This is a genomic window from Pseudarthrobacter sp. SSS035, assembly GCF_023273875.1.
In the GTDB taxonomy this organism is placed as follows: domain Bacteria; phylum Actinomycetota; class Actinomycetes; order Actinomycetales; family Micrococcaceae; genus Arthrobacter.
Genome location: NZ_CP096882.1, coordinates 4,329,464 through 4,349,925, shown reverse-complemented (window position 1 = coordinate 4,349,925; position 20,462 = coordinate 4,329,464). Strand labels below are relative to the sequence as shown.

At 65.2% G+C, this 20,462-nt stretch carries 17 protein-coding genes and 1 pseudogene; 13 read left to right on the top strand and 5 right to left on the bottom strand.

The window, feature by feature from the left end; translation table 11 throughout:
- The first annotated feature begins 14 nt into the window (after positions 1-14).
- The 13 genes from uvrA (at position 15) to MUN23_RS20125 (ending at position 14,400) form a co-directional block, all read left to right on the top strand.
- Positions 15-2,942, top strand: coding sequence for an excinuclease ABC subunit UvrA (uvrA, locus tag MUN23_RS20185; protein WP_248760706.1), 2,928 nt, complete (start codon positions 15-17; stop codon positions 2,940-2,942).
- Between the two features lie 78 nt (positions 2,943-3,020).
- The gene (locus MUN23_RS20180) at positions 3,021-3,734 is read left to right on the top strand and encodes an HAD hydrolase-like protein (RefSeq protein WP_248760705.1); all 714 of its coding nucleotides are present in this window, start codon (positions 3,021-3,023) and stop codon (positions 3,732-3,734) included.
- Positions 3,721-4,389, top strand: a complete 669-nt coding sequence (locus MUN23_RS20175) for a 1-acyl-sn-glycerol-3-phosphate acyltransferase (RefSeq protein ID WP_248760703.1) — start codon at positions 3,721-3,723, stop codon at positions 4,387-4,389. The genes MUN23_RS20180 and MUN23_RS20175 overlap by 14 nt, the downstream gene beginning before the upstream one ends.
- A 19-nt stretch (positions 4,390-4,408) precedes the next feature.
- Entirely contained in the window at positions 4,409-6,415 is a 2,007-nt protein-coding gene (uvrC, locus tag MUN23_RS20170; protein WP_248760702.1) for an excinuclease ABC subunit UvrC, read from the top strand.
- Between the two features lie 72 nt (positions 6,416-6,487).
- Positions 6,488-7,411, top strand: a complete 924-nt coding sequence (gene rapZ, locus MUN23_RS20165) for an RNase adapter RapZ (protein WP_248760701.1) — start codon at positions 6,488-6,490, stop codon at positions 7,409-7,411.
- Positions 7,411-8,430: a uridine diphosphate-N-acetylglucosamine-binding protein YvcK gene (gene yvcK / locus MUN23_RS20160; protein WP_248760679.1), complete on the top strand. Its 1,020-nt coding sequence runs from the start codon at positions 7,411-7,413 to the stop codon at positions 8,428-8,430. The genes rapZ and yvcK overlap by 1 nt, the downstream gene beginning before the upstream one ends.
- Positions 8,431-8,439: 9 nt before the next feature.
- Positions 8,440-9,420 (top strand): DNA-binding protein WhiA, encoded by a 981-nt coding sequence (gene whiA, locus MUN23_RS20155; RefSeq protein WP_248760678.1) that lies wholly within the window; start codon positions 8,440-8,442, stop codon positions 9,418-9,420.
- 111 nt (positions 9,421-9,531) lie between these two features.
- On the top strand, positions 9,532-10,158 hold the full coding sequence (locus MUN23_RS20150) for a superoxide dismutase (RefSeq protein WP_248760677.1): 627 nt from the start codon (positions 9,532-9,534) through the stop codon (positions 10,156-10,158).
- A gap of 264 nt (positions 10,159-10,422) precedes the next feature.
- Positions 10,423-11,433, top strand: a complete 1,011-nt coding sequence (gap, locus tag MUN23_RS20145; RefSeq protein WP_058932523.1) for a type I glyceraldehyde-3-phosphate dehydrogenase — start codon at positions 10,423-10,425, stop codon at positions 11,431-11,433.
- 10 nt (positions 11,434-11,443) lie between these two features.
- Positions 11,444-12,670, top strand: coding sequence for a phosphoglycerate kinase (gene pgk / locus MUN23_RS20140; protein WP_248760676.1), 1,227 nt, complete (start codon positions 11,444-11,446; stop codon positions 12,668-12,670).
- A gap of 87 nt (positions 12,671-12,757) precedes the next feature.
- Positions 12,758-13,573, top strand: coding sequence for a triose-phosphate isomerase (tpiA, locus tag MUN23_RS20135; protein WP_248760675.1), 816 nt, complete (start codon positions 12,758-12,760; stop codon positions 13,571-13,573).
- 50 nt (positions 13,574-13,623) lie between these two features.
- Positions 13,624-13,881 carry a preprotein translocase subunit SecG gene (gene secG, locus MUN23_RS20130; protein WP_058932520.1) on the top strand — a complete coding sequence of 86 codons (258 nt, stop codon included), beginning with the start codon at positions 13,624-13,626 and terminating at the stop codon, positions 13,879-13,881.
- A 123-nt stretch (positions 13,882-14,004) separates the two neighbouring features.
- Positions 14,005-14,400 carry an RNA polymerase-binding protein RbpA gene (locus MUN23_RS20125; protein WP_056339784.1) on the top strand — a complete coding sequence of 132 codons (396 nt, stop codon included), beginning with the start codon at positions 14,005-14,007 and terminating at the stop codon, positions 14,398-14,400.
- Here the strand turns inward: MUN23_RS20125 and pgl are convergent.
- From pgl to tal, 5 genes and pseudogenes are all read right to left on the bottom strand, one after another.
- Positions 14,353-15,171, bottom strand: coding sequence for a 6-phosphogluconolactonase (pgl, locus tag MUN23_RS20120; protein WP_248760674.1), 819 nt, complete (start codon positions 15,169-15,171; stop codon positions 14,353-14,355). The genes MUN23_RS20125 and pgl overlap by 48 nt on opposite strands.
- Positions 15,161-16,102 (bottom strand): glucose-6-phosphate dehydrogenase assembly protein OpcA, encoded by a 942-nt coding sequence (locus MUN23_RS20115; RefSeq protein WP_248760673.1) that lies wholly within the window; start codon positions 16,100-16,102, stop codon positions 15,161-15,163. The genes pgl and MUN23_RS20115 overlap by 11 nt, the downstream gene beginning before the upstream one ends.
- Positions 16,099-17,670 (bottom strand): glucose-6-phosphate dehydrogenase, encoded by a 1,572-nt coding sequence (zwf, locus tag MUN23_RS20110; protein ID WP_248760672.1) that lies wholly within the window; start codon positions 17,668-17,670, stop codon positions 16,099-16,101. Before zwf ends, MUN23_RS20115 begins: the two co-directional genes overlap by 4 nt.
- A 15-nt stretch (positions 17,671-17,685) precedes the next feature.
- Positions 17,686-19,321: pseudogene (locus MUN23_RS20105) on the bottom strand (glucose-6-phosphate isomerase).
- 6 nt (positions 19,322-19,327) lie between these two features.
- On the bottom strand, positions 19,328-20,443 hold the full coding sequence (gene tal / locus MUN23_RS20100; RefSeq protein ID WP_248760671.1) for a transaldolase: 1,116 nt from the start codon (positions 20,441-20,443) through the stop codon (positions 19,328-19,330).
- Positions 20,444-20,462 lie beyond the last annotated feature (19 nt).

Here is a 20,462-nt window from a genome sequence, read left to right as displayed (position 1 = left end):
ATTAGCATTAGTGGGTGCCTAAAGCCGTAGCTGAAGAAACAGCAGTCGAATCCGTCCCCGTCGCCGTTCCCCAGGCCCCAGCCACGCCTGCCCGGCCAGACCTCTCCCGCCTTGTGGTCAAAGGGGCGCGCGAGCATAACCTGCGCAACGTGGACTTGGATCTGCCCCGCGATGCCATGATCGTTTTCACCGGGCTGTCCGGTTCCGGGAAGTCGTCCCTGGCGTTCGACACAATCTTCGCCGAGGGCCAGCGGCGCTACGTTGAGTCCCTGTCGGCGTATGCCCGCCAGTTCCTCGGCCAGGTGGACAAGCCGGACGTCGATTTCATCGAGGGGCTCTCCCCGGCGGTATCGATTGACCAGAAGTCCACTAGCAAGAACCCCCGGTCCACGGTTGGCACCATCACCGAAATTTATGACTACATGCGATTGCTGTGGGCACGCGTGGGACGGCCGCATTGCCCGGTCTGTGGCGAGGTTGTGGCCCGTCAGACTCCGCAGCAGATCGTGGACCAGTTGCTTGAGCTTGACGAAGGCACGCGATTCCAAGTCCTGGCGCCGGTGGTGCGGGGGCGCAAGGGCGAGTTCGTGGACCTCTTCAAGGAGCTGACCGCCAAGGGCTATTCGCGTGCCCGGGTGGACGGTGAGCTGATCCAGCTGAGCGAGCCGCCCAAACTCGGCAAGCAGTTCAAGCACACCATTGAGGTGGTGGTGGACCGCCTGGTGGTAAAGGAAGGCATCAGCCAGCGCCTCACGGACTCCGTTGAAACGGCGCTTGGCCTGGCCGAAGGCCGGGTGCTGGCCGAGTTCGTCGATCTGGACGCAGACGCGCCGGGACGGCTGCGGGCATTTTCCGAGAACCTCGCCTGCCCTAACGAACATCCCCTGGCCATCGATGAAATCGAGCCGCGGTCCTTCTCCTTCAACAACCCATTCGGCGCCTGTTCCGCGTGCAGCGGCATCGGTACACGGCTCGAGGTTGACGAAGAACTGATCATTCCGAATCCTGAGCTGTCTTTGTCCGAGGGCGCCATCGCGCCATGGTCACTCGGCACCGCAACAACCGAGTATTGGAACCGCCTGCTCGAAGGGCTGTCCAAGGAGCTTGGCTTCTCCATGGACACACCTTGGGAAAAGCTGGGCAACGACGTCCGCCAGACCGTCCTGCACGGCAAGGACCACAAGGTGGTTGTCCAGTACAAGAACCGCTTCGGACGCGAACGTAAATACAGTACCGGCTTCGAAGGTGCCATCCAGTACGTCCACCGCAAGCACGGTGAGACGGACTCCGAGTGGGCGCGCGACCGCTACGAAGAGTACATGCGGCAGATCGCGTGCCCCGCGTGCAATGGTGCCCGGCTCAACCCCGCCTCGCTGTCCGTCCTGATCAACGGCAAGTCTATCGCCGAGGTGGCCGCCATGCCCATGCGCGTGTGCGCGGACTTCCTGAACAACCTGGTCCTCACCGGCCGCGAGGCCCAGATCGCCCACCAGGTGCTCAAGGAAATACAGGCCCGGCTGACCTTCCTGCTCGACGTAGGGCTGGAATACCTGAATCTCGAGCGCCCCTCCGCCACCTTGTCCGGTGGCGAAGCGCAGCGGATCCGGCTCGCCACCCAGATCGGTTCCGGCCTCGTGGGCGTCCTGTACGTCCTGGACGAGCCCTCCATCGGCCTCCACCAGCGCGACAACCGCCGGCTTATTGAGACCCTGACCCGGCTCCGGGACATGGGAAACACCCTCATCGTTGTCGAGCACGATGAGGACACCATCCAGGTGGCGGACTGGATCGTGGACATCGGGCCCGGCGCAGGCGAGCACGGCGGCCAGGTAGTGCACTCGGGGTCCTACCAGGATCTCCTGGCCAACACCAACTCACTGACCGGCGATTACCTGTCCGGCCGCAAGAAGATCGACATCCCCAAGAAGCGGCGCAAATACGACAAAAAGCGTGAGCTGAGGGTCGTCGGTGCGCGTGAAAACAACCTGGTCAACGTTGATGCGGCCTTCCCCCTGGGCCTGTTCACCGCCGTGACCGGCGTCAGCGGCTCCGGCAAATCCACCCTGGTCAACGAGATCCTTTACAAGGTGCTGGCCAACAAGCTCAACGGCGCCAAACAGGTGGCCGGACGCCACAAGAGCATCATGGGCCTGGAGCACCTGGACAAGGTGGTGCACGTGGACCAGAGCCCTATCGGTCGCACCCCACGCTCCAACCCGGCCACGTACACCGGCGTCTTTGACAACATCCGCAAGCTCTTCGCCGAGACCACCGAGGCCAAGGTCCGTGGCTACCTGCCAGGCCGGTTCTCCTTCAACGTCAAGGGCGGGCGCTGCGAAGCCTGCGCAGGTGACGGCACGCTGAAGATTGAAATGAACTTCCTGCCGGACGTCTACGTGCCCTGCGAGGTGTGCCACGGCGCACGGTACAACCGCGAAACCCTCGAAGTGCACTACAAGGGCAAGACCATCGCGGATGTGCTCAACATGCCCATCGAAGAAGGTGCGGAGTTCTTCGCGGCCTTCTCCCCGATCGCCCGGCACCTGAACACCCTCGTGGACGTGGGCCTCGGCTACGTACGGCTGGGACAGCCGGCAACCACCCTCTCCGGCGGCGAGGCCCAGCGTGTCAAGCTCGCCGCGGAACTGCAGAAGCGCTCCAACGGACGTAGTGTGTATGTTCTCGACGAGCCCACCACGGGCCTGCACTTCGAGGACATCCGCAAGCTCCTGATGGTCCTTCAAAGTCTGGTGGACAAGGGCAACACGGTGATCACCATCGAACACAACCTGGACGTCATCAAGAGCGCCGACTGGATCGTGGATCTTGGCCCGGACGGCGGTTCGGGCGGCGGCCAGATCGTGGCCACCGGCACGCCCGAGCAGGTATCGAAATCCACCAAGGGCCACACGGCATCCTTCCTCGCGGAAATACTGGGCTAAGCGGTTGGCGTCCGATGACGTATGCCGTGTCGGGCATGCGAGTTTCAGGCATGCTCGGTGTCGTGAGAAACTAAGCCGGTGACTCAAACAACAGTGCCCGTGATCTTTGACCTGGACGGCACTCTTGTCGATCCGGCCGGCGGAATATCCGGCGGAATCGCAGCAGCCCTTGCCGCCGCAGGTCTGCCGGTTCCCGGCCAGGACGTCCTGAACTCGATGATCGGCCCCAAACTCAGCGACGCACTCCAGAGCGTCTGCAAGGTTCCGGCCGACAAGCTTGACGAGGTCATCCGGACGTACCGGCAGTACTACCTGGCCACTGGGATAGCCCAGAGCCGGCTGTACCCCGGGATCAAGGAAGCGCTGGAGACCTTCGCTGCCGAAGGCAGGCCAGTGGCCGTCGCCACGCAGAAGCCCGAAGGGCTGGCCCAGATCGTGCTGCGCCACCACGGCATCGCCAACCTGTTCCAGTCCATCAGGGGTTCGGCAGACAACGAATCGTCGACGGTCGGTCCGCTGGGTAAGGCGGAGATCATCTCCGCGGCCCTGACCGACCTGTCCACCCAGCACGCCGTGATGGTGGGTGACCGCGCCCAGGACGTGGCCGGAGCCATCGCGAACGGGCTTGACTGCATCGGCGTGGGCTGGGGATTCGCTCCCGATGGCGAACTTGAGGAAGCCGGAGCCGTCACCGTGGTGGACACCACCGCGGGCATGGTCGCCGCCATCGGGCGCCTCGAAGCCATCCACGCTGCCGCGATGAGTGAGGTGCGCAACGATGGCGCTGTTTGAGGCGGTCCGCTGGACATTTCGCGGGCTCGTCGCGGGCTCCTGCCGGCCCACCGTCGTCGGCCTTGAAAACGTCCCGAAAGAGGGGCCCTTCATTGTGGCCCCGAACCATCTTTCCTTCTTTGACAGCGTCATTGTCCAGGCGCTGATGCCGCGGCCCGTGGCCTTCTTCGCCAAAGCCGAGTACTTCACCACCGGTGGCGTCAAGGGCAGGGTCATGAAGTCCTTTTTTGAGTCCGTGGGTTCCATCCCGGTGGAGCGCGGCGAGCAGGCAGCAAGCGTCCAGGCGCTCAAAACCCTCCTGGACATCCTGGAGGCCGGCAAGGGCATCGGCATCTACCCTGAAGGCACACGGTCGCGGGACGGTATTCTCTACCGCGGCCGCACCGGCGTGGGCTGGCTTGCACTGGCAACCGGGGCTCCCGTGATCCCGGTCGGACTGATCGGGACGGAGAACCTGCAGCCGGCCGGTGAGAAGGGCTTCAAGCCGCATCACTTCACCATGAAGGTGGGGGAACCCTTGTATTTCGACAAGACCGGCCCGGATCATTCGCTGCCGGCGCGGCGGCAGGTAACGGACCGCATCATGGATGCGATCGCCGAACTCAGCGGCCAGGAACGCTCCACCAGCTACAACCAGGGCAAGGCCGCGGACTAGGCGTTAGTAGAATGAAGTAGTGGCAGATCCAGCAAGTTACAGGCCCCAGACGGGTGAAATTCCCACCAACCCCGGGGTGTACCGGTTCCGCGATCCCCACGGCCGGGTCATCTACGTCGGCAAAGCCAAAAGCCTTCGCTCCCGCCTGAACTCCTACTTCGCGAATCCGGCGGGCCTGCTGCCCAAAACCCACGCAATGGTTCACACGGCCAGCAGTGTCGAGTGGACAGTGGTGGGCAGCGAGCTGGAGTCGCTGCAGCTTGAATACACCTGGATCAAGGAATACAAGCCACGTTTCAACGTGGTCTTCCGCGACGACAAAACGTATCCGTACCTGGCCCTCACCATGAGCGAGAAGCTCCCCAGGGTCCAGGTCATGCGGGGGGACCGCCGCAAGGGCACCCGATACTTCGGCCCGTACACGGCTGGCGCGATCCGGGAAACCATGGACACTTTGCTGCGGGTTTTCCCCGTCCGCAGCTGCAGCGCCGGCGTCCTCAAACGGGCCCAGGCGAGCGGCCGGCCGTGCCTGCTGGGCTACATCGATAAATGCTCGGCCCCCTGCGTTGGCCGGGTGACCCCGGAAGAACACCGGGCCCTGGCGGAGGACTTCTGCGCGTTTATGGGCGGCGAGGCCAAGCGTTTCATCACCAAACTCGAAAAGCAGATGGCCGACGCCGTCGGCACCCTCGACTACGAGCGTGCGGCGAGGCTCCGTGATGACATCGCCGCCCTTCGGAAGGTCTTTGAGCGGAACGCCGTAGTGCTCGCCGACGATACCGACGCCGATGTCTTCGCACTCCACGAGGACGAGTTGGAGGCTGCCGTCCAGGTGTTCCACGTCCGGGGTGGCCGGATCCGTGGCCAGCGCGGCTGGGTGGTGGAAAAAGTGGAGGACGCCACCACCCCGGATCTGGTGGAACACCTGCTGCAGCAGGTCTACGGCGACGACGGCGACAGCCATGGCAGGCTGCCCCGCGAAGTCCTGGTGCCCGTCGAACCCAGCAACGCCGCCGAGCTGACGGAATGGCTCGGCGGGTTGCGCGGAGCCAAGGTGGATGTCAGGGTGCCGCAGCGCGGCGACAAGGCTGCGCTGATGTCCACCGTCCGTGAAAACGCCGAGCACGCGCTCAAACTGCATAAGACCCGCCGCGCCGGGGACCTCACCGTGCGCTCCCAGGCACTGCAGGAGCTGCAGGAAGCCCTGGACCTGCCCGTGGCGCTCCTGCGGATCGAATGCTTCGACGTCTCGCACGTCCAGGGCACCAACGTCGTGGCGTCCATGGTGGTTGTCGAGGACGGGCTGCCCAAGAAGTCCGAATACCGGAAATTCTCCGTCACCGGGGCCGCCGCCGCAGACGACACCGCCGCCATGCACGACGTCCTGACCCGGCGCTTCCGGCATTACCTGCAGGACCAGTCCGCGCAGGCAGAGGCCTCCGCCCTGCCCGGGCACCAGGCCGCCTTGGAAGCAGCCGCCAATGCCGCGGTCCTGGACACCACTACGGCCGCCCCGCGGGCAAAATTCGCCTACCCGCCCAACCTGGTGGTGGTCGACGGCGGCAAGCCCCAGGTGAACGCCGCGGCCCGGGCCCTGGCGGACCTTGGCATTGAGGATGTCTACGTCGTGGGCCTGGCCAAACGCCTTGAGGAAGTCTGGCTGCCGGACAGCGACTTCCCCGTGATCCTGCCCAGGACGTCCCAGGGACTCTATCTGCTGCAGCGGATCCGTGACGAAGCCCACCGCTTCGCCATCACCTTCCACCGACAGAAGCGCGGCAAGGCCATGACCGTCTCGGCGCTGGACGGAGTGCCGGGCCTTGGCGAGTCCAAACGCAAGGCCCTGCTCACCCACTTCGGATCCGTCAAAGGCGTGAAAGCCGCCACCGCGGCCGAGCTCACGGCGGCCAAGGGCATCGGACCATCCCTTGCCAACGCCATCGTGGCCCACTTCAGCAGCGACGACACGGCCGGCGATGCGCTTCCGGCCGTGAATATGGCCACCGGCGAAATCATTGAAACCTAGGTAGGGTAAGGAACGCAGGTTTCCGCCATTGCGGGCGCCTGTCTTCATCTGTACAGAAACGGGGCGGAACGAATGGCAGACTCTACGGCGGAATCCGGGACGGAGCAGGACGGGCTGACGCCGGTCAAGCCCCCCGAAGCGGAACTGCTGGTGGTCACCGGTATGTCAGGGGCGGGACGCAGCACCGCCGCAGACGCACTTGAGGACCATGGCTGGTATGTTGTGGAAAACCTGCCGCCGCAGATGCTCGGCACCCTGGCCGAGATTGTCTCCCACGCTCCGCAGTCCATTCCGCGGCTGGCCGTGGTGATGGATGTCCGCAGCAAAGGCCTCTTTGTCGACGTCCGTGCGGCCCTGGGGGCCCTCGCCGCCAGTGGTGTCAAGTTCCGGGTCCTTTTCCTCGACGCCAAAGACGACGTCCTGGTCCGCCGGTTCGAGCAGGGCCGCAGGCCCCATCCGCTCCAGGAAGGCGGCCGCATCCTCGACGGCATTGCAGCCGAACGGGAGGTGCTCAAGGAACTGCGCGACAGCTCCGACGTCGTACTGGACACCTCGACCTACAACGTCCACGCCCTGGCCACCGCCATCACGGAACTCTTCAGCGAGACCGGCCCGGTGGCACTGCGGCTCAACGTCATGAGCTTTGGCTTCAAGTACGGCCTGCCGGTGGATTCCAACTACGTTGCTGACGTCCGGTTCATCCCGAATCCGCACTGGGTCCCGCAGCTGCGCCCGCATACCGGCCTGGACAAGGACGTCAGCGATTACGTCCTCGAGGCGGAAGGTGTAAAGAACTTCGTGGACCGTTATGTCCTGGCGCTTGAGCCCGTCCTGGACGGCTACCGGCGCGAAAACAAGCATTACGCCACCATCGCCGTCGGCTGTACCGGCGGCAAGCACCGGTCCGTGGCCGTCGCCGTCGAGCTTTCCAAGAAACTGGCACAGTATCCGCGCGTGACCGTGACCACCACCCATCGGGATCTGGGCCGCGAGTAATGGGGATGTTCACCGGGCCTCTCCCGCTCGTACCGGTTTCCAGCGGAACGGCAGCCGGCCAGCAGGACAAGGGCCCCAACGTCGTGGCGCTCGGCGGCGGGCACGGCCTGTCCGCTTCGCTCTCGGCGCTGCGGCTGCTGACCTCCGAGCTGACCGCCATTGTCACTGTGGCGGACGACGGCGGGTCTTCAGGGCGTCTGCGTGACGAGTACGGCGTCCTGCCGCCCGGAGACCTGCGCATGGCACTCTCCGCCTTGTGCGACGACACGGACTGGGGACGCACCTGGCGCGACGTGATGCAGCACCGTTTCCGGCCCGGCCAGGGTACCGGTGGATCGCTGGACGAGCATGCGATGGGCAACCTGCTCATCGTCACCCTTTGGGAACTGCTGGGCGACACCGTGGCCGGCCTGAAGTGGGCCGGCGCCCTGCTCGGTGCCCGTGGACAGGTCCTGCCCATGTCCACCGTTCCGCTGACCATTGAAGGTGACATCCGCGTCACTGCACCTGACGGCACGTTCGCGCGCCAGAGAATCCGCGGGCAGGCGCGGTGCGCCGTGGCCGGCTCGCTGGAACACGTCCGGCTCCTGCCCGAACAGGCGCCGGCCTGCGTTGAAGCCCTGACAGCCATCGAACTGGCTGACTGGGTCATCCTGGGGCCGGGGTCCTGGTACACGTCCGTGCTGCCGCACCTGCTGCTCCCGGAAATGCGTGACGCCCTGAGTGCCACAGCCGCAAAACGCTGCCTCACCATGAACCTGGCCACGGACACCAAGGAGACCACGGGCATGTCGGCGGCGGACCACCTGCACGCACTGCGCCGGTATGCGCCGGACTTCAGCGTCGACGTTGTCCTGGCGGATCCCGCGTCGGTGCCGGACCGGCAGGAGTTCGAGAAAGCCGCCGGGATGATCGGCGCCGAGGTTGTCTTGGGTAAAGTGGGGGCGTCGGGCCGCCGACCCGTCCATGACCCCCTGCGTCTGGCAGCGGCGTACCACGACATTTTTGGGAACAGTTAGGAAGGTGCCATGGCACTGACATCATCGGTCAAGGAAGAACTGTCCCGTCTGGACATCAAGAAATCCTCAGTCCGCAAGGCAGAGGTCTCGGCAATGCTGCGCTTCGCCGGCGGCCTGCACATCATCTCGGGCAGGATCGTGATCGAAGCCGAGGTTGACCTCGCAGCGACGGCGCGCAGGCTCCGGGCCGCCATCGCCGAGGTTTACGGCCACCAGAGCGAGATCATCGTTGTCTCCGGCGGGGGACTGCGCCGCGGCAGCCGGTACGTCGTGCGGGTGGTCCGCGACGGCGAGTCCCTGGCCCGGCAGACAGGCCTCCTGGACGGCCGCGGCCGGCCGGTGCGGGGGCTTCCCTCGGCAGTGGTCAACGGCTCGGCTGCTGACGCCGAGGCCGTGTGGCGTGGAGCGTTCCTGGCCCACGGGTCCCTCACCGAACCGGGACGTTCGTCATCGCTGGAGGTCACCTGCCCGGGCCCCGAGTCCGCGCTTGCCCTCGTTGGTGCCGCCCGCCGTCTTGGCATCCAGGCCAAAGCCCGCGAAGTCAGGGGAGTGGACCGGGTAGTGATCCGCGACGGCGACACCATCGCCGCCCTGCTCATCCGCATGGGCGCCCACGATGCCCTGATGGTCTGGGAAGAGCGCCGGATGCGCAAGGAAGTCAGGGCCACGGCCAACCGGCTGGCCAACTTTGACGACGCCAACCTGCGGCGCTCCGCCCAGGCGGCCGTGGCCGCCGGAGCCAGGGTGGACCGGGCACTGGAGATCCTGGGCGACGACGTCCCGGACCACCTCAAATACGCCGGCGAACTCCGGGTGGCCCACAAGCAGGCGAGCCTTGACGAGCTGGGGCGCCTGGCAGATCCGGTAATGACCAAGGACGCCATCGCCGGCCGCATCCGCCGGCTCCTGGCCATGGCGGATAAGCGGGCCATCGATTTGGGGATTCCTGGCACTGATGCCAATGTGACGCCTGAGATGCTGGACGAGTAGCGGCGCCCCTAGAATCAGAGCGTTCACCCTGATCTTCCGGATGCCAGTCATCCGGATGCACAATCCGAGAGTTACAACCCGGACAGACCGTCCACGACATTGGAGGATTTTGTGACCGAGTACGTACTGCCAGAACTCAGCTACGACTACGCGGCGCTTGAGCCGCACATTTCGGCGCGCATCATGGAGCTGCACCACAGCAAGCACCACGCTGCCTACGTTGCAGGTGCCAACAACGCCCTTGCCCAGCTGGCAGAGGCGCGCGACAAAGGCGATTTCGCCAACATCAACCGCCTTTCCAAGGACCTCGCGTTCCACACCGGCGGCCACATCAACCACTCGGTGTTCTGGAACAACCTCTCACCGGACGGCGGCGACAAGCCTGAGGGCGAGCTGGCAGCTGCCATCGACGACGCCTTCGGTTCCTTCGACGCCTTCCGCGCACAGTTCTCCGCGGCCGCCCTTGGCCTGCAGGGATCGGGCTGGGGCTTCCTGGCCTACGAGCCGATCGGTGGCAACCTGGTCATCGAGCAGCTCTACGACCAGCAGGGCAACGTGGCTCTCGGCACCACCCCGCTGCTGATGCTGGACATGTGGGAGCACGCCTTCTACCTGGACTACGTCAACGTCAAGGCTGACTACGTCAAGGCCTTCTGGAACATCGTCAACTGGGCCGACGTCGCCAAGCGCTTCAATGCTGCACGCACCAACGCCACGGGCCTCATCACCCTGCGGTAGTGACCCGCGGTACATAAGCGTGTAACAAACTTCACATTTCGGCGTGATTTCGGCCGGAATGGGGAAGGTCCGCCCCCGCACTTGCGGGGGCGGACCTACTTAAACGTAAGATGGATCACGGAAGGCGGTCTGCCTTCAGCAATGTGGCTGGTCGCCCTCCGATCTGTTAATCATCTCTGCCCAATGGCGTGCGGGATCTGTTAGTTGGCTTCAATGCCCGCTCAACTAGTTTGTGCTTAATCAAGCACCAAGGAGACTGAACAAGTGACGACCCGTATTGGTATCAACGGCTTCGGCCGCATCGGCCGCAACTACTTCCGCGCGGCCCTCGCACAGGGCGCGGACCTGGAGATCGTTGCAGTCAACGACCTCACCAGCCCTGAGGCACTGGCCCACCTGCTTAAGTACGACTCCGTCGGCGGCCGCCTGAAGGAAACCGTTGAGGTCAAGGACGGCAACATTGTTGTCGACGGCAACGTCATCAAGGTTCTCGCCGAACGCGATCCCGCCAACCTGCCCTGGGGCGAGCTGGGCGTTGACATCGTCATCGAGTCCACCGGCTTCTTCACCAAGGCCGCTGCCGCGCAGAAGCACATCGACGCAGGCGCCAAGAAGGTCCTGATATCCGCACCTGCCTCCGACGAGGACATCACCATCGTGATGGGCGTCAACGAGGGCCTGTACGACAACGCGGCGCACAACATCATTTCCAACGCGTCCTGCACCACCAACTGCCTGGGCCCGCTGGCCAAGGTCCTCAACGACACCTTCGGCATCGAGCGTGGCCTGATGACCACCATCCACGCGTACACGGCCGACCAGAACCTGCAGGACGGCCCGCACAACGACCTCCGCCGTGCCCGTGCCGCCGCCATCAACATGGTCCCCACCTCCACGGGTGCGGCCAAGGCGATCGGCCTGGTCCTGCCCGAGCTCAAGGGCAAGCTGGACGGCTTCGCCATCCGCGTGCCCGTCCCCACCGGCTCGGCCACCGACCTCACCGTCACGGTCTCCCGCGAGACCACCGTTGAAGAAGTCAACGCAGCACTGAAGAAGGCTTCGGAGTCCGACGAGTTCCAGGGCATCCTGACCTACACGGACGCACCGATCGTGTCCTCGGACATCGTCGGGGACCCGGCGTCGTCGATCTTCGACTCCGGCCTGACCAAGGTCATCGGCAACCAGGTCAAGGTTGTTTCCTGGTATGACAACGAATGGGGCTACTCCAACCGCCTCGTGGACCTCACGGAGCTCGTCGCAGCCAAGCTGGGCTAGGGTTAGACACATGACATTCCACACCCTCAACGAACTGATCGCTGAAGGTGTCCGCGGGCGGTACATTCTTGTCAGAAGTGACCTGAATGTGCCGCTCGACGGCTCTACAGTGACTGACGACGGCCGCATCAAGGCCTCTCTGCCAGTACTGGGAAAGCTCACGGACGCCGGTGCCCGCGTGCTGGTAACAGCCCACCTCGGACGCCCCAAGGGCGCTCCGGAGGAAAAATACTCCCTCCGGCCTGCCGTAGCGCGGCTCGCCGAACTTGCCGCCTTCAAGGTCTCGCTCGCGCAGGACACCGTGGGCAGCTCCGCTAAGGAACTCGCCGCCTCGCTTCAGGACGGCGAAGTCCTCGTCCTGGAGAACGTGCGCTTCGACGCCCGGGAGACCAGCAAGGACGACGCCGAACGCGGCACCTTCGCGGACGAACTGGTGGCCCTGACCGGGGCCAACGGCGCCTACGTCGACGACGCCTTTGGTGCCGTGCACCGCAAGCACGCCAGTGTCTACGACGTCGCCACCCGGCTCCCGTCCTACCAGGGCGACCTTGTGCACACCGAGGTGGAGGTCCTGCGGAAGCTGACGGCTGACACGCAGCGGCCCTACGTGGTGGTGCTCGGCGGCTCCAAGGTCTCCGACAAGCTGGCGGTTATCGACAACCTCATCGGCAAGGCCGACACCATCCTGGTGGGCGGCGGCATGCTCTTCACGTTCCTGGCAGCAGAGGGCCACAGCGTGGCCGGCAGCCTCCTGGAAGAAGACCAGATCCCGGTTGTCCAGGACTACCTGAAACGGGCTGCCGGTGCAGGCACCGAATTCATTGTGCCCACCGACGTTGTGGTGGCCGATAAGTTCGCGGCCGACGCTGACTACGAGACTGTCCCCGCGGACGGCATCGAGGGCAGCAGCTTCGGCGCCCAGGGCATCGGCCTGGACATTGGACCGGACTCTGCAGCCGCTTTCGCGGACCGCATCAAGGGCGCCAAAACGGTGTTCTGGAACGGGCCCATGGGCGTCTTTGAGTTCGAAGCATTCTCCGGCGGAACCCGCGCCGTGGCCCAGGCCCTGACTGAGGTCGACGCGTTCACCGTGGTCGGCGGCGGCGACTCCGCTGCCGCCGTGCGGACGCTCGGTTTCGCTGACGACCAGTTCGGGCACATTTCCACCGGCGGCGGCGCCAGCCTGGAATATCTCGAAGGCAAGGAACTCCCGGGACTCAGCGTCCTGGACCGTTAGGAACCTGGACTGCCAAGTCCTCCGGCCGGCAGGGTGCCCGCGGGCACCCTGCCGGCCGCATACATATCAAGTACTTTTGGAGAACACGTGACTACGTCAACGAACGGCGCTTTTGACCGCACGCCTCTCATTGCGGGCAACTGGAAGATGAACATGGACCATGTCCAGGGCATCACCCTCCTGCAGAAACTGGCCTGGACCCTGTCCGACGCCAAGCACGACTACAGCCGGGTTGAGGTGGCCGTCTTCCCGCCATTCACCGACCTCCGCGGCGTGCAGACCCTCGTCCAGGGCGATGAACTGGACATAGCCTACGGCGGCCAGGACCTCTCCCAGTTCGACTCGGGCGCCTACACGGGCGACACCTCCGGCCAGTTCCTGAACAAGCTGGGCTGCCGCTACGTCCTGGTGGGGCACAGTGAACGCCGCACCATCCACCAGGAATCCGACGAAGTGCTCAACGCCAAGGTCAAGGCAGCGTTCAAGCACAGTGTCACTCCGGTCCTTTGCGTGGGGGAAGGCCTGGAAATCCGCCAGGCCGGCACGCATGTCGAGCACACGCTGACACAGCTCCGGGCGAACGTCGCGGGTTTGACGGCCGAGCAGGCGGCAGAGCTTGTGGTGGCCTACGAGCCCGTTTGGGCCATCGGCACCGGTGAAGTGGCCGGACCGGAGGACGCCCAGGAAATGTGCGCCGCCATCCGCGCGGAACTGGCCACGCTCTTCGGCGATGACGTTGCTGCGAAGATCCGGCTGCTCTACGGCGGCTCGGTCAAGGCCAATAATGTCGCCGCGATCCTGAAGGAACGCGACGTCGACGGCGTGTTGGTCGGCGGGGCAAGCCTCGATCCCGCGGAGTTTGCTAATATTGTCAGGTTCGAGAGTCACCTTGTGACGAACTAGTCCGTCACTAGGCCCAGGCTCCCGCAATTCCAATCTTCTGAAAGGCCGTCGTGGACGTTCTTCATGTCATTCTGCAGATTCTCCTGGGTATCACCAGCCTTCTGCTGACCCTGCTTATCCTCCTCCACAAGGGACGGGGTGGCGGGCTGTCGGACATGTTCGGCGGCGGTATGAGTTCCGGCCTCAGCTCCTCCGGCGTGGCCGAGCGGAACCTGAACAGGTTCACGGTGATTCTGGGTGTTACCTGGGGCGTTGTGATCATCGCCCTTGGCCTGGTCATGCGCTTCAGTGGCGCAGGGGATTCATAGCTCCTGCAACTGATCGTCGCCCGGCACTGCCGCGATGGGGATCTCCGAACTAAACTGTGGCTGTTGGCTTCCAACAGCCACAGTTTCGTTTAAACAGCGTCGTTTAAGCAGCCAGGAGACCCGATGGTACATAGTGCGTCTGCGTTCCGCGGCACCCGGGTGGGTGTCACGGAAGGAGCCGGTCCCAAGAACCAGTCAGAAGCGGCCTCGGGCGAGAGGGTGCCCCGGATCCGGGTTTCCTTTTGGTGCGCCAAGGGGCATGAGACCCAGCTTGTTTTCCTGCGGTTGCCGGATGAGCAGCTTCCCACGGTCTGGGACTGCCGGCGCTGCGGGGCTCCGGCATCACGGGACGGCAAGGAAGCCGACCTGCCGGACCCGCTGGACGAAGGCTTCAAGAGCCACCTTGAATACGTTAAAGAACGGCGCTCCGACCAGGACGCCGAAGCTGTCCTGGCCGGAGCGCTGGAAAAGCTACGCGCCGGCGGCGTCCTTCCGGACGAGCTGCTGCGGGACGCGTGACGCTGCGTTTTCGTCGATAAGCCACAGCGTGCGGGATGTTCCCCGCGGGCCGGCCGCCGGTACCTGTACCGGGTTGGCGCCCGCCAGGGCCAGGCCCACTGCGCCGGCCTTGTCCTCGCCGGCCACCACCATCCAGACCTCGGCAGCAGTGTTGATGGCGGGAAGCGTGAGCGAGATGCGCTGTGGCGGCGGCTTGGGGGAATTGCGGACGCCAACTACCGTCAGCTCCTTCTCCCGGATTCCGCCCTGCTCCGGGAAGAGCGAGGCCACGTGGGCGTCCGGGCCAACGCCCAGCAGGACAACGTCCAGCCGCGGCAGTACTCCCGGTTCGTCCGGACGGTCGTCGGACATGTCGGCAGCGTGTTCGGCCTGGGCTGCTTCCCGGAGCCTGCGCGCGTAGTCCTCGGCGGCTTCTTCGGGCGTGTCGAAGTCATCCGAGGAGGCAGGCTGGTTGATCCTTGCGGGATCAACCGGAATGCTCGACAGGAGTGCAGCAAACGCCTGCCTGGTGTTCCGGTCGGGATGGTCCGCGGCAACAAAGCGCTCGTCACCCCACCAAAAGTTCACCCTGGACCAGTCGACGGCCGGCGCTGCCGGAGAATCGGCAACAGCCTTCAGCGTTCCGATGCCTACTGTGCCGCCGGTCAGCACCACCGTGGCCTCACCGTGCTTGTCCTGCACATCCACCAGCTTGGTGATCAGGCGGGCCGCAATGGCGGCCATCAGGACGGACGAATCAGGATGGATGCTAACTCTTGGCTCAACGCTCACTGGGTCGGACGCTCCTTAGATTGGTACGTGGCAGTCCAATAGTAATCACTTCGCCGAACACTTCGTCGGGGTCGAGGCGGCGGAGCTCTTCGGCGAGGCAGTCCTTGAGGCTGCGGCGCGGCAGGGAGATGCGCTGGGCGGGCTGTCCGGGCTGGGTGAGTTCAGCGACGGAGAGCCCGGGGCGGAAGAGCTGCACGTCACCGGTGTGGCGGGTCAGCCGGACCCGGCGGATACCGGTCCCGGCGGGGTCCGCGACGATCGTCACGGGCGCGTCCAGGGCCAGCGTCAGCCACGCCGCGAGCAGGATGGTGGACGGGGAGTCGGAGGCGCCTTCCACGGCCACTGCGGTCACGGGCGAGGAGTCAACCTGGTCCAGGACCGCCGCGAGCTGGATCCGCCAGTTGGTCAGCCGGGTCCAGGCGAGGTCGGTGTCCCCGGCCTTGTAGGTGGCCCGGATGTTCTCCAGCGCCGCCTGGGGATCGGTTTCGTTCGCGGAGTCCGTGATCCGGCGGTGCGCGATCCGGCCCACCGAGGTTTCGCAGGCGTTCTCCGGCGCTCCGTGCGGCCACCAGGCCACGATCGGGGCGTCGGGCAGGAGCAGGGCCGCTACCAGGGATTCGCTTTCGTGGGCGAGCTCGCCGTAGCCGCGGAGCACGATGACCTCGGACGCGCCGGCGTCACCGCCCACCCGGATCTGCGCGTCGAGCCGGTTCGGGGCCTGGGCCCCGGCGTCGGCGAGGACGATGATCCGGCAGGGGTGTTCCCGGCTGGCCTCGTTCGCGGCCTCGATCGCTTCTTCCTCAAGCCCTGAGCGGGTGACGACCACGAGGGTCAGGACCCGGCCGAGTGCGATCACGCCGCCCTGCTCACGCAGGGAGGTGATCTTCTTGGAGATCTTCGAGGTGGTGGTGTCCGGCAAATCTACAATCATGGCCTTCTCCAGGTTCGTCCGTCGCGGGCCAGTAATTCATCGGCCGAGGCAGGGCCCCAGCTGCCCGGGGCATAGGGCTCCGGCTGCTCAGCCAACCCGGCCCAGTAGTCTTCAAAGGGATCCAGGATCTTCCAGGACAGCTCCACCTCGGCGTGCCGCGGGAACAGCGGCGGCTCGCCCAGGAGCACATCAAGGATGAGCCGTTCGTACGCTTCGGGGCTTGACTCGGTGAAGGAGTGCCCGTAGCCGAAGTCCATGGTCACGTCGCGGACTTCCATCTGCGTGCCCGGGACCTTGGACCCGAACCGGATCGTGGCGCCCTCATCGGGCTGGACCCGGATCACCACGGCGTTCTGGCCGAAGTCATCCTCACCGTGGTCACGGAACAGCAGGTTCGGGGCGCGTTTGAACACCACCGCAATCTCGGTCACGCGCCGGCCCAGGCGCTTGCCCGCACGCAGGTAGAACGGCACACCGGACCAGCGGCGGGTGTGGATATCCACCCGGATCGCAGCGAACGTCTCGGTCTTCGAATCAGCCGGGATACCCTCTTCCTCCAGGTAGCCCTGGACCTGTTCCCCGCCCTGCCAGCCGCCGGCGAACTGCCCCCGCGCTGAATGGGTAGAGAGGTCGTCCGGGAGCTTTACCGCGGCCAGGACCTTTTCCTTCTCTGCGCGCAGGTCATCGGCGTTGAAAGAAATAGGCTCCTCCATCGCTGTCAGGGCCAGCAACTGCAGGAGGTGGTTCTGGATGACATCGCGGGCCGCGCCCACACCGTCGTAATACCCGGCGCGCCCGCCCGTGCCGATGTCCTCGGCCATGGTGATCTGGACGTGGTCCACGTAGTTCGCGTTCCACAACGGTTCGAACAGCTGGTTCGCGAAACGCAGCGCCAGGATGTTCTGCACCGTTTCCTTACCCAGATAGTGGTCGATCCGGAACACCGCATCCGGCGGGAACACCGACTCCACAATGTCGTTCAGCTGCCGGGCCGACTCAAGGTCATGCCCGAACGGCTTCTCAATCACTACCCGCCGCCACTTATCCCCGTCGGCTTGCGCGAGGCCGTGCTTGGACAGCTGACGGCAAACCTGCTCGAAGGCCTTCGGCGGGATAGAGAGGTAGAACGCGTGATTCCCGCGCGTTCCGCGCTGCTCATCGAGCTCATCGATGACCTCACCGAGCCGCTCGAAGGCGTCATCGTCGTCGAACTCGCCCTGGACAAAGCGGATACCCTCAGCGAGTTGGTTCCACACCGCCTCATCAAACGGCGTCCGTGAGTACGCCTTCACCGAAGCCTTCACCTCGGCGGCGAACTCCGCATCAGTCCAGGGACGGCGGCCGAAACCCACCAGCGCGAAACTCGGCGGCAGCAGCCCCCGGTTCGCGAGGTCATACACGGCCGGCATGAGCTTCTTGCGGGCAAGGTCGCCGGTCACTCCGAAGAGCACCAACGAGGACGGACCGGCAATCCGGTTCAGGCGGCGGTCACGGGGATCCCGGAGCGGATTACGCCCTGATCGTCCGGAACGCGTCGCGGAATTCCTGCCGTTTTCAGTTTCTGGCATGTTTGCTGTTGAGCCTTAGTTTTCGGTGACGGAAGCTGACCGGGCTGCGAGTGCTGCAATGATCTCCTGCAGCTGTGCAACTCCGGCGGCGCGGTCGGTCAGGTGCAGTCGCAGGACGGGGCGGCCATGGCCGGCCAGGACCTGGGCGTCGCCCGCGGCCTGGGCGGAAATCAGTTCCCCGAACGTGAACGGACGGTCCGGGATGGCCAGGTCTTCCGCAGGAGCGGCCGTGACCTGGAGAAAGACTCCAATGGCGGGTCCGCCCTTGTGGAAACTGTCCGGTGGAGTGCAGGAACCGCGGGCCCCAGCCGAACGTGACGGGACGGCCGCTGACGCCGGCAAGCGGGTCGCGGATGCCTTCCAGCTCTGCGAAGGCCAGCCGGTCAAAGTAGGCATGGACGCTGAGGTAGCTGTCGTCGTCGAGCGTTCCAAGGAGGGCGCCGACGGCTTCCTCCGCGGTGGCTGCCCCACGGAGCCAGTCACCGCCGCGGACCTCAATGGCGCCGTCCACGAAGGCGGCAGGGGTCGGTTTGGGCTGGGCATCCAGCAGGCCGCGGGCGGCAACCTTGGCTGCCTCCACGTCCGGCTGGTCATACGGGTTGATGCCCAGGAGGCGTCCGGCCACGGCAGTGGCGAACTCCCACACCATCATCTGGGTGGCCAGACCGCCCGCGATGGCTACCTCGTTGTCACCGAGTTCGACGTCGGCATCCGCGGCTACCAGCCGCACCACCAGGACGTCTGCGGCGCCGGAGGTGACCTCCGGCGACGTGGGTCCGGCAACCACCGGCAGGACGCCGGTACCGAGCTTGCCGGTGGATTCGGCGATGAGCTGTTCGGCCCAGTCCGCGAAGCCCACAATGCCTGAGCCGTCCTCGGCGATGACAATCTTGTTGCGCAGCGGGTTGGTTCCGCCCAGGGCTGTTCCGAGGGCCAGACCGATGTTCTCGGCGGCGTCCTCGTTCAGGATCTCGGCGGCTTCCTCGGCCTCATCCAGGAAGGCCTGGATATCCACACCGGCCAGGCCCGACGGGACCAGCCCGAATGCGGTGAGGGCCGAGTAGCGGCCGCCCACGTTCGGATCGGCGTTGAAGACGGCGCGGTAGCCGGCCTCACGCGATGCCTTATCCAGCGGGGAACCGGGATCGGTGACAATGATGATCCGGCTCTTCGCATCGATGCCGGCCTCGGTGAAGGCGTGCTCGAAGATCCGGCGCTGGGAGTCGGTCTCCAGGGTTGAACCGGACTTGGACGAAACCACAATCGCGGTTTCGGCCAGCCGGTCTGCGAGGGCAGCACGGACCTGGTCGGGGTCGGTGCTGTCCAGCACTGTCAGCTCGACGCCAGCGGTGCCGGCGATGACCTCGGGAGCCAGCGAAGATCCGCCCATGCCGCAAAGCACGATGCGGGTCACGCCGTCAGCCTTGAGGGCATCACGGAGCTCGAGGATGCCGGCCACGAGGGCCTGTGAGACGGTGGCCGCCTCCACCCAACCGAGGCGGACAGCGGACTCGGCCTCGGCGTCGGGACCCCACAGGGTGTGGTCCTTGGCGAAGATCCGGGTGGCGATGCGGTCCGCCACGAGGGCGGGCAGGTGCTGCTCGAGTGCCTGCTGCGCGGCACCGGTGGCGTCGTAGCTGAGAGTGCTCATAGTGGGTTAGGAGGCCTTCCGTGCAACGGCAAGGGCACCTTCGACGTCGCCCAGGAGTTCCTTCCAGCTGGCCACGAACTTGTCCAGGCCTTCGGATTCGAGGAGGGCGACAACCTCGTTGTAGGAGATACCCAGTGCGTCCAGTGCGTCCAGCGTGGCGTTGGCCTCGGTGTACGTGCCGGAGACGGTGTCGCCGGTGACGACGCCGTGGTCGAACGTGGCATCCAGGGTCTTCTCCGGCATGGTGTTCACGACGCCGGGGGCGGCCAGTTCGGTCACGTACAGGGTGTCCGGGTAAGCCGGGTCCTTGACGCCGGTGGAGGCCCACAGCGGACGCTGGGGGAGCGCGCCGGCTTCAGCCAGCAGTGCCCAGCGTTCGGTGGCGAAGAGCTCCTCGTAGACCTGGTACGCCAGGCGTGCGTTGGCCACGCCTGCCTTGCCCTTGAGTGCCTTGGCCTCGTCGGTGCCGATGGCGTCAAGGCGCTTGTCGATCTCGGAGTCCACGCGGGACACGAAGAACGACGCAACCGAGTGGATCTTGGACAGGTCGTGGCCGTTGTCCTTGGCCTGCTCCAGGCCGGACTGGAAGGCATTGATGACGGCGCGGTAGCGCTCGAGCGAGAAGATCAGGGTCACGTTGACGCTGATGCCCTCGGCCAGCGTCGCGGTGATCGCTTCGAGGCCTTCAAGGGTTGCCGGGATCTTGATGTGGACGTTGTCCTTGTTGACCTTCTTGTAAAGGTGCTTGGCTTCGGCAATGGTGCCGGCCGTGTCCCAGGCAAGGCGCGGGTCAACTTCGATGGACACGCGGCCGTCAACACCGTTGGTGGCTGCTGCCACCGGTGCGAAGAGGTCGCAGGCGTCGGCGACGTCGGTGGTGGTGATTTCGAAGATGGTCTCCTCGACGCTGGCGCCGGCTGCTGCCTGCGCCGCGATGATGGCGTCGTAGTCCGTGCCGGCCGTGATGGCGGCGTGGAAGATGGACGGGTTGGTGGTCACACCAACAACGTTCTTCTCTTCGATCAGCTTCTGCAGCGTGCCGGTCTCAAGGCGGCTGCGGGAAAGGTCATCGAGCCAGATGGATACTCCGGCGTCGGAGAGCTGCTGTGTAGGGGTAGTCATGGTGATATCTCCTAAAATC

Coding starts and splice junctions, on each gene's coding strand:
- yvcK (WP_248760679.1), top strand. CDS start 7,411: ATGGGGATGTTCACCGGGCCTCTCCCGCTCGTACCGGTTTCCAGCGGA.
- whiA (WP_248760678.1), top strand. CDS start 8,440: ATGGCACTGACATCATCGGTCAAGGAAGAACTGTCCCGTCTGGACATC.
- tal (WP_248760671.1), bottom strand. CDS start 20,443: ATGACTACCCCTACACAGCAGCTCTCCGACGCCGGAGTATCCATCTGG.
- MUN23_RS20175 (WP_248760703.1), top strand. CDS start 3,721: ATGGCGCTGTTTGAGGCGGTCCGCTGGACATTTCGCGGGCTCGTCGCG.
- MUN23_RS20115 (WP_248760673.1), bottom strand. CDS start 16,102: ATGATTGTAGATTTGCCGGACACCACCACCTCGAAGATCTCCAAGAAG.
- rapZ (WP_248760701.1), top strand. CDS start 6,488: ATGGCAGACTCTACGGCGGAATCCGGGACGGAGCAGGACGGGCTGACG.
- pgk (WP_248760676.1), top strand. CDS start 11,444: ATGACATTCCACACCCTCAACGAACTGATCGCTGAAGGTGTCCGCGGG.
- MUN23_RS20125 (WP_056339784.1), top strand. CDS start 14,005: ATGGTACATAGTGCGTCTGCGTTCCGCGGCACCCGGGTGGGTGTCACG.
- zwf (WP_248760672.1), bottom strand. CDS start 17,670: ATGCCAGAAACTGAAAACGGCAGGAATTCCGCGACGCGTTCCGGACGA.